The following is a 13,656-nucleotide window of genomic DNA, read 5'->3' as shown; positions in this document are numbered from 1 at the left end:
ATGCCCTTATTGCGCCAGGGCATTGGGGTTCTGTGTGTTTTCTAAACCGAGTTAGATTTTCGGATCTGGATTCACCGTGTGCCCATCCACGGCAATAACCTGCCCCGAAACAAGCCGCGCCGCATCCGAGGCGAGGAACACGGCCATGTTTGCGATATCGTGACCTTCAACAAAGCGTCCCATCGAGGTACCCGAAGCATACCCAGCATAGACCTGATCGCGGGTCATACCTTTTGCGGCCGCTTCACGCGCCAGCACACCCTCCATCCGTGGGCCTTCAACCGCTCCAGGACAAATTGCATTGGCGCGAATACCGTGGGGGCCAAGTTCCATCGCAAGGGTTTTCATCAAACCGATCACCGCCCATTTCGCCGCTGCATATGGCGCGCGGTACGGGTACCCGTATTGACCAGCAGTTGACGACGTCAGGGTGATGCTGCCCGCCTGCGCGGTCTTCATCAAAGGGGCTGCATGTTTCACGGCCAGAAAAGCGCCCTCGAGGTTGACCGAAACGCAGGTCCGCCAATCTGCCAACCCGATATCCTCGATCGCGTTTGTCGGTCCTGCCGTGCCTGCATTGGCGCACAGCGCATCCAATCCACCTTCGGCTGCGATATCCTGAAAAACGGCACTCATATCGGACTCACTTGCGGCATCGGCGCGACGAGCCTCCCAGTGATCCGGCACCGTATTCAAAGCAGCCTCGTCAATATCCGTGATCCAAACACCATAGCCTGCATCATCAAATGCTTCGGCCATGGCACGGCCAACGCCCGAGGCGCCAGCTGTAATCAGAACCTGCCGGGTCATGCGGGTTTCCGGATCGCGGCGCCCGCGCCTTCGGGGTAGGGCAACCCTGCCTGCGCCTCGGCGATCCGCGTCATGGAGGCCTCGATTTCCGGCGACGGTGCGCTGGGGCGACGAGATTCAAGGCTGACATGCAGCAGGAAGCTTTCGCCCGTGGCCAGCAGCTTGTCGCCCTCATACATGCTGTGGAACACGTGCAGTTTCTTGCCCTGCCCCAACAGCATCTGCGTGCGCACTTCGATCTTGGCGCCTGCGTGTGCTTCGTCGACATACCGGATGTGGTTTTCAGCGGTGAAATAGCTGCCGCCCGAGGTGATGTAATCCGCGTCGCAGCCGATGATCTCCATGAACCGGTCGGTCGCGGCGGCGAAGGCTTCCAGATACCGCGCCTCATTCATGTGGCCGTTGTAATCGGTCCAGTCCAACGGCACCGCGCGGGCCAGTGTCAGGATCGGCTGGCTCAGGTCCGCCTGTTCCAGCGTTGGCAACGCGCCGGGTTTCAACAGCGCGTCATGCTGGTTCAGCACCGCCCCTGCGCCATAGTTCTGCGCTTTGAGCGCGCGCATCATGCCCACAAGATTATTGTCGCGGATCCGCTCCAGCTCGCGGATCGAGTGCATACCCGACTGCGCGTCCGACTGATCCGCGATCAGGTCGACCAGTTCATCAGTAAAGTCCGGCACGTCCATCAACTTGGTCCACGGCCATTTCAACGCTGGCCCGAACTGAGCCATGAAGTGCCGCATCCCGGCCTCACCTCCGGCCACGCGATAGGTTTCAAACAAGCCCATCTGCGCCCAGCGAATGCCAAAGCCCATGCGGATGGCCTCGTCGATCTCTTCGGTCGTGGCGATGCCGTCTTTGACTAACCACAATGCCTCGCGCCAAACGGCTTCAAGAAATCGGTCAGCGATATGCGCGTCGACTTCTTTCTTGATGTACAGCGGGAAAAACCCGACGGACTTCAGCAGTTCTTGCGCCTTGGCAACCATCTCGGCCGAGTTTTTGCCGGTTGGGACCAGCTCAATCAACGGCAGCAGATAGACCGGATTGAACGGGTGCGTCACCACGATCTGCTCGGGCCTCAACGCGCCCTCCTGCAATTCGGAGGGTTTAAATCCGCTGGTCGAGGAGCCTATGATCGCATCTGGATCACAAACCTCCTGCAACCCCTTGTAGACCTTCAGTTTCAGGTCCAGCCGTTCGGGCACGCTTTCCTGTATCCAGGCGGCACCCTGCACGGCCCCCGCTATATCTTTGTAGAACGTCAGAGACCCCTCGGACGGCAATGGCACATCGCTCAGCCCCGGCAAGGAGCGGCGCGCATTATCCAGAACCTCACCAATCTTACGCTCAGCCTCGGGGTCCGGGTCGAATACCCGGACGTTCCAGCCGTTCAGTAGAAATCTTGCGGCCCATCCGCCGCCGATGACGCCGCCGCCAATGATCGCTGCTGTTTTTGTCATTGCTTAACTACTTTCAGTTCTTGAGGGTCAAACCCATTTTCACTCAAATTGTCTTGCGCCATCGCCTGTTTTTCTTGAGTGATTGACCTGTGCCTGCTCAGTACGATGGCAAACACACCGTCCTCGCGCGCCAATACAACCAGTTCTGCTCCCGCACTCACGTACATGATGTGTGTCTTCGCCGGGCTTGCTGAAGTGATGTCGTACTCGAATGCAGTCCCGGATCGCCGGGTCGGCACGCTCAGGTGGTTTTCATAACAACCGTCCGCTCCGGAGGTGTATCCCGAGCAGTCAGTTCTATCCGGATCTTGCAATTGATAGCTAGGGATTGGCTGGTCCAACAACCTAACCATATACCGTTGCGCACCTTTGCTTTTGCGCCCGATCGCGGCGACTTCGAAATACGGCTTATCAAAGATCGACCAATTCACCGTTTCGACCGGTTTAAATGTCGATTGATGCCCTCGTAAACCGTCATTGCCCACCGAACTGCACGATGCAAGCAAGCTAGCGAACAAACAAGCGACGGCGTGCGAAGGAACCCAGCGGTACATATTTGCACTTAGCCCTTTGGCGCCCGCTTCACTAGCCCCAACTTGTCACGCACTTCCTGCGCACCGATCACCCGCGCGCCCATGTTCTCGATAATGGTTCCGGCGCGTTCGACCAGTTGCCAATTCTCGGCCAGCACGCCCTTGTCCAGCCACAGGTTATCCTCAAGCCCGACGCGCACGTTGCCGCCCGCCAATACAGCCGCCGCGGCATAAGCCATCTGATTGCGGCCCAGAGCAAACGCGCTGAACGTCCAGTCATCCGGCACGTTGTTGACCATCGCCATGAAGGTGTTCATGTCATCCGGCGCGCCCCACGGCACGCCCATGCAAAGTTGCACCAAAGCCGGGCTGTCCAGAACACCGTCCTTCACCAGCTGCTTGGCGTACCACAGATGGCCGGTGTCAAAGGCTTCGATCTCGGGCTTCACGCCCAAATGTGTCATCATCCGACCCATCGCCTGCAGCATGCCCGGCGTGTTGGTCATGACGTAATCGGCTTCGGCAAAGTTCATGGTGCCGCAGTCCAGCGTGCAGATCTCCGGCAGGCATTCCGCAACATGTTCGACCCGCGCGGCTGCACCGATCATATCAGTCCCATCCTCGCGCAGCGGCAGCGGAGATTCGGTTGGGCCAAACACCATGTCCCCACCCATCCCGGCGGTCAGGTTCAGAACGACGTCAACCTCAGCCTCGCGAATGCGGTCCGTGACTTCGCGATACAAGTCCAGACGGCGGCTGGGTACACCGGTTTCAGGGTCACGTACATGGCAATGCACCACCGCCGCCCCGGCCTTGGCTGCGGCAATCGCACTGTCGGCGATTTGCTTGGGTGAGCGCGGCACATGTGGGCTGCGATCCTGTGTCCCTCCCGAGCCGGTAACGGCGCAAGTGATGAAGACTTCGCGGTTCATTTCCAGAGGCATTGTGTTTTCCCCAAGTTATACCCGGTTTTGCCGTGAGTTTTCCCCAGGCTTCTCCACGGATTCCGATTTGCGTTCACCCCGACTCTGACGCAGCCTTGTGGAAACACTTGCCAGAATGCGAATCGAACTTGATGAAATCCGCAAAAAACATACTCCAACCCGAACATCGCGCCCTGAAAACGGCTGTGCTGGTTCTGGACGAATGCAACACGCTCAGCTTCGCCTCGGCCGTTGATCCGATGCGGGCTGCCAACCGTCTGGCAGATCGCCCTGCTTTCGACTGGGACTACGTGACCGCCACGACAGAGCCTGCAATGTTGACCAGCGCACTGAACGTACCGGGTGTTCCGCTGGCACGGTTGCAAAGCTGCGATCTGATGATCGTTGTCGCGGGGTTCCAACTGGCCCGACACGCCACACCCAGTCTGCTGGCCGGACTGCGCCGTATTGCCGGCACTGGTGCCACCATGGCGGGCATCGACGGAGGCCCCTGGCTGTTGGCCGAGGCTGGCCTGCTGGATGGGCACGCAGCCACAACTCACTGGGAAGACTTGGACAATTTCGCCACCCGATTCCCCGATGTTGACGTTCGCCCCGATCGTTTCACCGTATCCGGCAATCGCCTGACCTCAGGTGGCGCTATCCCAGCGGTCGAAATGATGCTGCACATTATCGCTGCCCGCCACGGCGCCGGTTTTGCTGCCCGCGTCTCGGGTCTGTTCCTGTACGACGGTGCGCCCGAGCCCACAAAACCGCAAAGCCGGACCGGTGCCCCACACCGCCATACGGCGCTGACGGCCAAGGCGAACACCTTGATGGAATCTTCGCTGGACGAGCCGCTGCCACTGGCGGACATCGCCGAAACCCTCGGCACCAGCCCCCGCACCCTACAGCAGCAATTTCGCCTGCGCCTGAACACAACGCCGCAAGACCACTATCTGCAATTACGCTTGGCCGAGGCCCGCCGCCTGGTTACCGACACCGACATGCCGCTGATGGATGTGGCCCTGGCTACGGGGTTCGCCTCACAATCCAGCTTTGCACGTGCTTTCCGTACCGCACACGGCCTCTCGGCCCGTGACCTGCGGCAGGAACGCATCCAGCCCACCCATCACTGAGGAATCCGCTTCAGCTGGCTAATAGAATCTCGGGGAGGCGTACCTCGTGCAGCGGAGGCAGATCCACTAGAACGGCATAGGATGCGCGCGGTGCGCCTGACCGATTTCTGCCACGACCTCATCGGACAGCCGCAAGTCCTTACCGGCCAGGATATGCTCCAGCTGTGCCACCGAGGTCGCGCCGAAAATAGCGGACATCATGAACGGCCGCGTCTGACACCAGGCCAGTGCCATATGCACCGGGTCCAACCCATGCCGCTCAGCAATCTCCAGATAAGCCGCCACGGCACCAAACACGCGTGGACCGGTGCGCCCGCCCATCTCGGGCACCAGCGACATACGTGATCCGACGGGTACCGCATCACCCTGATACTTGCCGGTCAGAAATCCCGCCCCCAAGGGAGAAAAGGCCATCAAGCCCACATCTTCATGCACACTGAGTTCCGCCATATCAGTATCGAAGTGCCGGCATAGAATCGAATACTCATTCTGAACCGAGGCCACACGCGGCGCGCCCATCTGCTCGGCAATCCGCAGCCATTGCGCCGTACCCCAAGCGCTTTCGTTGGACAGGCCAAAGGCGCGGATATTGCCCTTGTCGACCTGTACTTGCAGGGCCTCAAGGCAATCCTGCATGTTGTCCAATACTTCGTTGGTGTTGTGTCCCGAGGGTGAATAATTCCAGTTCTGGCGGAACATGTAACTGCCCCGGTTCGGCCAGTGAAACTGATAGAGATCAATGCAATCCGTGTGCAGTCGCCGCAGTGAGCCTTCGATCGCTTCGGGGATCGTCTTTCCCGAAATCTGCGCACCATCGCGGGCGTGGGCGAACCCTGCCCCCGAGTGTTTGGTTGCCAGTACGTAATCTGCACGACGGGACGGGTTGGCAGCGTTCCAGCTGCCCAGAATCTCTTCGGTCCGACCGACGGTTTCCCTTGCGATCGGGTTCACCGGATACATCTCCGCCGTATCAACGAAATTGATCCCGGCTGCCAGCGCCATATCCAACTGCTTGTGACCATCCGCCTCGGACGTCTGTGTGCCAAAGGTCATCGTACCCAGACATAAGTCTGTCACCGAAATTCCCGTGCGGCCTAATGGTCTTGTTTCCATCTGTCAGTCTCCGGAAAGCTTTTAAGTTCAGCCCCTTACGCCTCGGCCTTCTTCTCCCACCGGCCCGATTCCTCGGACCAGTATTGCGCCGAACAACCCGCGCTAGTTAGTGCTTTCCACTGGCCGCGCGCCTGCTGGACAGCCATATCATCATTGCCATCGAACAGGATGCAGACACGCTCCAGCGAAGCCACCTCATCGGCGTTTACCGGCGCGCCGTCCACGGCCATGACACAGGTCGGTTCATTGGCTGCCTCTGGCCCGGTCGTCAGCAAAACAGGCTGCGCCGCGTCATGCGGGCCACCTTCGCGCCCATGTGGCAGGAACCCGTCATCGGGCCCCAGCCACAGCTTTTCATCCAGCCAGTCCATCCGTGCCGGATCTGTGCCCCGCACGGCAATCTTCCACCCAGCCTGCCGCGCCTTGTCCAGCAGCACCGGCAAGGTGTGTTCCAAGGGCTGACGGGTCAGGTGGTAGAAATAGACGGCCCCCATACGATTACTCGAAGTTATCCTGCACCAAACGGCTGAGCGCGCGAACGCCCCAGCCGGTTGCCCCTTTGGGCGCATAGGATGTTTCCGACGACACCGAGGCCACGCCCGCAATATCGAGGTGAATCCAAGGCGTTTCTTCTTTCACAAAACGCTGCAGGAATTGCGCCGCTGTGATCGAGCCTGCCGGGCGACCGCCGACATTTTTCATATCAGCAATGCGCGACTTCAACTGTTTGTCATACCCCTCGCCCAGCGGCAGGCGCCACGCGCCTTCATCCTCGGCCTTGGCCGATTTCAGGAAGGCATCGCAGAACGTGTCATTGTTGGAAAATACACCGGCATTCTCGTGGCCCAGACCAATGATCACCGCGCCGGTCAGCGTGGCCAGATCGATCATGCCCACCGGTTGGAACCGCTCTTGCGTGTACCACATCACATCGCAAAGAACCAAACGCCCTTCGGCGTCGGTGTTGATGATCTCAACCGTGTCGCCCTTCATCGACTTGACCACATCGCCCGGACGGCTGGCATTGCCGGACGGCATGTTTTCGACCAGTCCGACCAGACCGACCACGTTGGCCTTGGCCTTGCGCTTGGCCAACGCACGCATGGTGCCTGCGACAACGCCCGCACCGCCCATATCCATGGTCATGTCTTCCATGCCGCCTGCGGGTTTCAGCGAGATACCACCGGTGTCGAACACGACACCCTTACCCACCAGAGCCAGTGGCGCGTCGTCCTTGTCACCGCCGTTCCACTGCATCACCACAACCTTCGAGGGGCTGACCGAACCCTGCCCGACGCTCAGCAGCGTACGCATACCCAACTCGGCCAGTTTGTCCTCTTCCAGAACCTCAACCTCAAGGCCCAGCTCCGCCATCTCGGCCAAACGGTCGGCGAATTCAGTGGTGGTCAGGACGTTTGCAGGCTCGTTGGTCAGATCACGGGTCATCCGCACCCCATCGGCCACGGCGTATTGTGGGGCAAAGGCGGCTTCGACCTCGTCGGGTTTCTGGTGACTGATGGTGACGGTGCCAACCTCTTCCGCCTCTTTGGTCTTGTGCGCGTCGAAATCATAGGTGCGCAGCACGATGCCCATCGTCAGATCTTCGGTCCGGACCTGATTGCCTGCCATCACCAGCACGTCCTTGCCCCCTGCCAGCTTGGCCAGCGCCGCGCCCGCCTTGCGGGCCTCGGCCGGATCAGGACGGCGGGGCAGGATCACGATATCCAGCGCCTCGGCCGCCATTCCACCAGGCCAGGCCATCGAGATCACATCGCCCGTCTTTGCCTTTTCAAACCGGGGACTTTCCACCAGACGCGCCACCGCACCACGGGTCAGACGGTTGGCTCGGCGCACCGCGGGGCTCATCTTGCCGTCCGATGGGATGATTACCGCCACCCGGCCTTCGGCTTGCGCCATTGCATCGGTATCAAAGGGCTGAAACCGGATCGGGACAAGACTGCTCATTGCGAACTCCTCAAAAACTGTTCCCCAAGACCTAGCCCGCACCGCGCGGCTTGACCAGATAGCAGTTTTCCCCGCGTGCCAATTGCATTACAGTCGCGGAAAAATTCCGGCAGGATCGGGGGAGAACGAATTGGCGAGACAGGGCAGGCATATGCCGTTGCGCATCCGCGCAGGCGAAGGTGATTCTGGCCTTTTCGGTGCCGATTTCACCTGCTGCCGGATCAAGGCGGAGGCACAATCGTGATCCTCGACCGCTATTTCGCCCGCCGGTTCATGCAGAGCTTTCTGGTCATTGGCGGCATTTTTCTAACGTTGCTGATTCTAATCGATCTGGTCGAACAAGCCCGTCGGTTCAACTCAGAGGGGCTGTCCTTTGGCACGCTGCTGCACCTGACCTTGCTGAACTCACCCGCAGCGATCAGCGAGATGTTGCCCTTGCTGGTTATCCTTGCCACCATTGCATTGTTCATCGGCTTGGCGCGCAATTCCGAACTGGTGGTGACACGCGCCATCGGGCGGTCCGGTATCCGGGCGCTGCTGGCTCCGGTCACGTTGGCATTGATCATTGGGACCCTCGCGGTGGCCTTGCTGAACCCGATCACCGCCGCCACGTCCGAGGAGTACCGACGCCTGTCTGATGCCTACAAAGACAAAGGCAACTCGGCGCTGTCGATCACCAGCGAGGGGCTTTGGTTGCGGCAGGGTTCGGAAAATGGGCAATCGGTCATCCACGCGCGAGGCACCACAAATGCGGATGCGTTGGAACTAACCGGCGTAACGATCGTTACATTTTCGCCGGATGGTAAACCAACACAGCAAATCAATGCCAATCGGGCACAGCTGTCGAACGGGTCTTGGATATTGCACAATGCCAAGATCTGGTCTCTGGCGGATGATATGAACCCCGAGGCGACGGCTCAAACACATCAGCGCATCGAAATTCCCACCACGCTGACGCGCCAGCGCATTCTGGACACACTGGGCCAGCAGGATTCCGTATCCGTCTACGACTTGCCACAGCTTATCCGTGATCTCCGCGAAGCCGGATTTTCCACCAAGCAATATGAGGTCTGGTTGCAGGTTCAACTTGCGCGGCCGCTCTTTCTGGTGGCCATGGTGATGATCGGCGCGGCCTTTACCATGCGCCATGTCCGTTTTGGTGGCACCGGTATCGCGGTTCTGTCCGCAGTGCTTTTGGGATTCTCAATCTACTTCGTTCGCAACTTTGCCCAAATACTCGGAGAAAACGGTCAATTGCCAATCTTCGTCGCAGCCTGGGCTCCGCCCTTTGCAGCCATTCTTCTTTCCCTTGGCCTTCTTCTCCATGCGGAGGACGGCTGATGCGGCTCATATCAAGTCTTTTGCTGTCCGGCGCTGTGGCTCTGGCAATGCCAACAGGTGCCGCCGCCCAGACCCAATCAGCCCCTGGCCCGGCGCAGGATACCCAGCAAGAGGACCAGCCCGCCCTGCTGGTGGCTGACGAAATCTTCATCACACCCGAACGCGTGCTGGTGGCTGAAGGCAATGTCGAAGCTTTTCAGGGTGACATCAAAATCACCGCTGACCGCATCACCTATGACCGCGATACCGGCGCGCTGACACTTGAGGGGCCAATCCGTATCGATCAGGCCGGTGATACGACAATCCTGGCGGACTCGGCCGAACTGGATGACGGTATTCAGAATGGCCTGCTGATCGGCGCGCGGATGGTGTTCGACCAGCAGGTGCAGATTGCTTCGGTTCAGGCCACGCGCGCGGCGGGCAGGTATACGCAGTTCAGCAAGGTTTCGGCCACCTCGTGCCATGTCTGCGCGAATGGCAAACCGCCGATCTGGCAGATCCGCGCCCGCAAGGTCACGCATGATCAACTGGAACGGCAACTCTATTTTGAAGGGGCGCAGCTTCGGGTGCTGGATGTGCCAGTGTTCTATTTCCCCTATCTGCGACTGCCGGACCCGACGCTCGAGCGGGCCACCGGGTTCTTGGTACCGTCGATCCGAACCACCTCGCAGTTGGGCACTGGCGTCCAGGTGCCGTATTTCATCAAGTTGGGTGACCACAAGGATCTGACACTGACGCCCTATGTCTCGTCCAAGACCAATACACTTGGGTTTCGCTATCGACAGGCCTTTAAAAGGGGGCGCATCCAGCTTGAGGGCGCCTATACCCGCGATGATCTGCAGCCGGGTGAAGATCGCGGATACTTGTTTGCCAATGGCTGGTTCAACCTGAACGACGGTTATCGGTTCCTTTTCAACATCAGAACAACGTCAGACGATGCTTATCTGGCCGATTATGGCCTGCCAGATCTGGATCGGCTGCGTAGCGAAGTTGCGCTGGAACGGATCAAACGCGACACGGCGTTCCGTACCAGTTTCACCCACTATAAAACCCTGCGCGATAGCGAGGAACAGGACGAAATCCCGTCACGGATCTTCGATCTGTATTATGAAAAGCGTCTTTTCCCTACCTCAGTAGGGGGCGAGGTTCGGCTAGGCTTTGTCACCCACGCGCATGAGCGCACCAGTGACGAGGATATCGTCGGGCGTGACGTTGCTCGTGCCACCTTTGATGCCGAATGGCTGCGCGACTGGACTTTTGCGTCGGGCCTTAGGGCTGAGGTGCGAGCTGGCGCGTCGGTCGATGCGTTCAACATTCGTCACGACAGCGATTTCCCTGACAACGTAACGCGCACCACGCCACGTGCGGCATTGACGCTGCGCTATCCAATGCGCAAGCGCGAGTCATCAGGGGCGACCCAGATATTGGAACCGATTGCCCAGATTGGATGGACCCATGTCTCGGACGATGACGTGCCAAATGACGAAAGTACGTTTCAGGAATTCGATCAGGGTAACTTGCTGTCCCTGTCCCGCTTTCCAGCCCCCGACCGGCGCGAAGACGGCGTGACCGGCGTTGTGGGCCTGAACTGGTCTCGCTATGCAGCTGGCGGTTGGAGGGCCCTTGCCACGATTGGTCAGGTGTACCGTGCAGATGCTGACCCCAGTTTCAACCTGACCTCGGGCTTGCAGGGGACAACCTCAGACTTGCTGCTGGCAGGTCAGATTCAAACCAATAACGGCTGGCGTCTGGCCGGCCGTGGCTTGTTGAACGGAGATTTCAGCTTTTCCAAAGCCGAACTGCGGGTCGGCTGGCAACAGCCGCGGGTCGGCTTCACCGGAAGCTATGGCTGGCAAGAGCCGGACCCGGCTGAAGGTATCGACGACGAGATTTCCGAAGTTCGGTTGACCGGACGTTACCGGGTGGATCAGAACTGGAACACACGGGCCCTGGCGCGCTATGACCTAAGCGAATCCGAACCGATCCGCTATGGGTTGGGGGTGACGTATCAGAATGAATGCGTACAGGTTAACATGAATGTCAGTAGGCGCTTTACTTCATCATCAAGTATTGAGCCTTCGACAGAATTCGGCTTTACCGTAGCCTTGACGGGGTACTCCGTTAACAGTGGCGGCCAACAGTACAAGAGAAGATGCAGTTGATTTCAGGTTTCACCAGTTTCCTCCGCTCCGGTTGGCTTAAACCGGTCGCCCCAATGCTGATCGGGGCTGCGCTGGCTTTGACGTCGCCACAAGCTGGTGCCCAAAGCCTGTTTTCCCCGGCGATCAAAGTCAATCAGGACATCATCACCTGGTACGAGCTGTCACAACGGCAACAATTCCTGACCGCACTGGGTGCCCCCGGTGCGTCCGACGCCGAAGTCCGTGATGCGCTGATCGACGAAAGGCTGCGTCGCCAGATTATGCGCGAGGCCGGAATCCAGGCAGCCCCCGAAGACATTCAGGTCGGCATCGACGAATTTGCCGCGCGTGGGCAATTGTCGACTGACCGGTTCCTGCAACTGCTCGCCGATCAGGGTGTTGATCGCGAAACCGTTCGGGATTTCGTGGCCGATCAGGTTGCTTGGCGCGACTATGTCAGTGCGCGTTTCCTGTCACAGGCTCGCCCGTCCGAGGACGAGATCAACCGCGCCCTGGGTCAAACTGACAGCGGTGGCCTGCAGGTGCTGCTGTCCGAAATCATTATCCCAGTGAACCAGCAAACCATTGCCCAGGCTGATCTGCTTGCCCAAGAGATTGCCCAACTGCAGGGGTTTGACTCGTTTTCCGCCGCAGCCACACAATACTCAGCGGCAGCCACCCGCGATAATGGTGGACGACTTGACTGGCTGAGCCTCACCAGCCTGCCGCCAGCACTGCAACCGGTGATCCTGGGTTTGAAGGACGGAGAGATCACACAGCCGCTTTCGTTGCCCAACGCCATTGCGCTGTTCCAGATGCGCGGACTGCGTGAGGTCGCGACCAGCGCGACCAACTATTCCGAGATAGACTACGCGATCTATAATATGGCCGGTGGCCGTAGTGCTGAAACCCTGGCACGGGCGGCCAAACTCAGAGAAGAAATTGACACCTGCGATGACCTCTACGGCATCGCCAAGGACCAACCACCAGAAGTATTGCAACGGATTCAGGCCAGCCCCGGTGAGATTCCGCGTGACGTGGCGCTGGAGCTTGCCAAGCTTGACCTGAATGAGGTGTCCACCACGCTGACCCGCAACAATGGCCAGACCCTGATGTTCCTGATGCTCTGCACCCGCACCCGTGATCTGGGCGAAGAGACTTCGCGAGTGGACGTTGCCAACGCGCTGACGCAACAACGTCTCGAGGCTTTTGCTAACAGCCTTGTGGCGCAGCTGCGCGCCGAAGCAAACATCGTCGAGCAATGACATTCCCGATCGCGCTCAGCTGTGGTGACCCGGCCGGAATAGGCCCGGAAATCGCAGCCAAAGCGTGGTCGGACCTTCGCGACACATGCCCGTTTTTCTATATCGGTGACGCGACCCACTTGCCGTCGGGAACGCCGGTTGTTCGCATAACTGACCCGTCCGAATCTGTTAAAATCAGCGCCTCGGCACTGCCGGTTCTGCAACTGGACTTTCCTGCACCCAATGTCCCCGGCCAACCCGATCCGGCCAACGCGCCCTCAGTCATCGCCGCTATTGAGCGCGGTGTTTCGCTGGTGCAATCCGGTGCGGCCTCGGCGCTTTGTACCGCGCCGATCCACAAGAAAGCCCTGATCGACGGCGCCAGCTTCGCTTATCCCGGCCATACCGAATTTCTCGCCGCCCTCGCCGATCGGGACCGGGTGGTCATGATGCTGGCCAGCGCGCAATTGCGCGTGGTGCCCGCAACCATCCATATCGCGCTGTCCCAGGTGCCTTCGGCTCTGACTCCGGACCTGCTGCGCGACACCATCGCAATCACCGTCCAAGGACTGCGCAATCAATTTGGTATCGCGCATCCTCGTATTGCCATCGCGGGTCTTAACCCCCATGCTGGTGAAGGCGGGAAGATGGGCCATGAAGAGTTGGACTGGATCGCGCCCCTGATCGCCGACCTCCCTGACGACAGCTATACCGTTACCGGGCCACACCCTGCCGATACGATGTTCCACGCCGCTGCGCGCGCCCGTTACGACGCAGCGATTGCGATGTATCACGATCAGGCACTGATCCCGATCAAAACGCTGGATTTCGATCGCGGGGTCAACGTGACACTTGGCCTTCCCTTTATCCGCACCTCACCCGATCACGGCACCGCACTGGATATCGCAGGCCAAGGCATCGCCACACCCACCAGCCTGATCGAAGCACTGAAGCTGGCCCAACGCATGGCACAAAGCGCTTGAC

12 protein-coding genes are annotated in these 13,656 nt (G+C 59.4%); 5 read left to right on the top strand and 7 right to left on the bottom strand.

Translation table 11 applies throughout. The features are described from left to right. Nucleotides 1-51: 51 nt before the first annotated feature. The 4 genes from ACR0AL_RS01800 to bcoG are packed head-to-tail and all read right to left on the bottom strand — an operon-like array spanning nt 52 to nt 3,750. Nucleotides 52-810 (bottom strand): SDR family oxidoreductase, encoded by a 759-nt coding sequence (locus tag ACR0AL_RS01800; protein WP_170533049.1) that lies wholly within the window; start codon nt 808-810, stop codon nt 52-54. After that, a complete protein-coding gene (locus ACR0AL_RS01795) occupies nt 807-2,273 on the bottom strand; it encodes a carnitine 3-dehydrogenase (RefSeq protein WP_480661751.1) in 1,467 nt (488 codons plus the stop codon). Before ACR0AL_RS01795 ends, ACR0AL_RS01800 begins: the two co-directional genes overlap by 4 nt. Continuing rightward, complete coding sequence (locus ACR0AL_RS01790) at nt 2,270-2,827, bottom strand: hypothetical protein (RefSeq protein WP_480661749.1); 558 nt, start codon at nt 2,825-2,827, stop codon at nt 2,270-2,272. Before ACR0AL_RS01790 ends, ACR0AL_RS01795 begins: the two co-directional genes overlap by 4 nt. Before the next feature lie 8 nt (nt 2,828-2,835). Next, nucleotides 2,836-3,750, bottom strand: coding sequence for a 3-dehydrocarnitine:acetyl-CoA trimethylamine transferase BcoG (gene bcoG, locus ACR0AL_RS01785; protein WP_480661747.1), 915 nt, complete (start codon nt 3,748-3,750; stop codon nt 2,836-2,838). Between the two features lie 131 nt (nt 3,751-3,881). On the opposite strand from bcoG, the gene ACR0AL_RS01780 reads away from it, so the two are divergent. After that, nucleotides 3,882-4,868 carry a GlxA family transcriptional regulator gene (locus tag ACR0AL_RS01780; RefSeq protein WP_170348936.1) on the top strand — a complete coding sequence of 329 codons (987 nt, stop codon included), beginning with the start codon at nt 3,882-3,884 and terminating at the stop codon, nt 4,866-4,868. Between the two features lie 66 nt (nt 4,869-4,934). On the opposite strand, the gene ACR0AL_RS01775 is transcribed toward ACR0AL_RS01780, so the two are convergent. Genes ACR0AL_RS01775 through ACR0AL_RS01765 form a run of 3 tightly spaced genes read right to left on the bottom strand, consistent with a single transcriptional unit; the run spans nt 4,935 to nt 7,946 of the window. Then, entirely contained in the window at nt 4,935-5,981 is a 1,047-nt protein-coding gene (locus ACR0AL_RS01775) for an aldo/keto reductase (RefSeq protein WP_480661745.1), read from the bottom strand. Nucleotides 5,982-6,016: 35 nt separating this feature from the next. Beyond that, the gene (locus ACR0AL_RS01770; RefSeq protein WP_480661743.1) at nt 6,017-6,475 is read right to left on the bottom strand and encodes a DNA polymerase III subunit chi; all 459 of its coding nucleotides are present in this window, start codon (nt 6,473-6,475) and stop codon (nt 6,017-6,019) included. A 4-nt stretch (nt 6,476-6,479) separates the two neighbouring features. After that, complete coding sequence (locus ACR0AL_RS01765) at nt 6,480-7,946, bottom strand: leucyl aminopeptidase (protein ID WP_480661741.1); 1,467 nt, start codon at nt 7,944-7,946, stop codon at nt 6,480-6,482. Nucleotides 7,947-8,186: 240 nt separating this feature from the next. Between ACR0AL_RS01765 and lptG the strand changes: the two genes are divergently transcribed. From lptG to pdxA, 4 genes are read left to right on the top strand one after another with little or no spacing between them, the layout of a single operon-like run. Next, nucleotides 8,187-9,287, top strand: a complete 1,101-nt coding sequence (lptG, locus tag ACR0AL_RS01760) for an LPS export ABC transporter permease LptG (protein WP_170348940.1) — start codon at nt 8,187-8,189, stop codon at nt 9,285-9,287. Next, nucleotides 9,287-11,449, top strand: coding sequence for an LPS-assembly protein LptD (locus tag ACR0AL_RS01755; protein ID WP_170348941.1), 2,163 nt, complete (start codon nt 9,287-9,289; stop codon nt 11,447-11,449). Before lptG ends, ACR0AL_RS01755 begins: the two co-directional genes overlap by 1 nt. Beyond that, a complete protein-coding gene (locus ACR0AL_RS01750) occupies nt 11,440-12,693 on the top strand; it encodes a peptidylprolyl isomerase (RefSeq protein WP_170358812.1) in 1,254 nt (417 codons plus the stop codon). The genes ACR0AL_RS01755 and ACR0AL_RS01750 overlap by 10 nt, the downstream gene beginning before the upstream one ends. Then, nucleotides 12,690-13,655 (top strand): 4-hydroxythreonine-4-phosphate dehydrogenase PdxA, encoded by a 966-nt coding sequence (gene pdxA, locus ACR0AL_RS01745; RefSeq protein WP_480661738.1) that lies wholly within the window; start codon nt 12,690-12,692, stop codon nt 13,653-13,655. The genes ACR0AL_RS01750 and pdxA overlap by 4 nt, the downstream gene beginning before the upstream one ends. Nucleotide 13,656: the final 1 nt, after the last annotated feature.

This window comes from Ruegeria sp. BB1, from assembly GCF_056539465.1.
The sequence above is the reverse complement of the archived record's forward strand: the minus strand, read 5'-3'. Positions and strand labels throughout refer to the sequence as shown.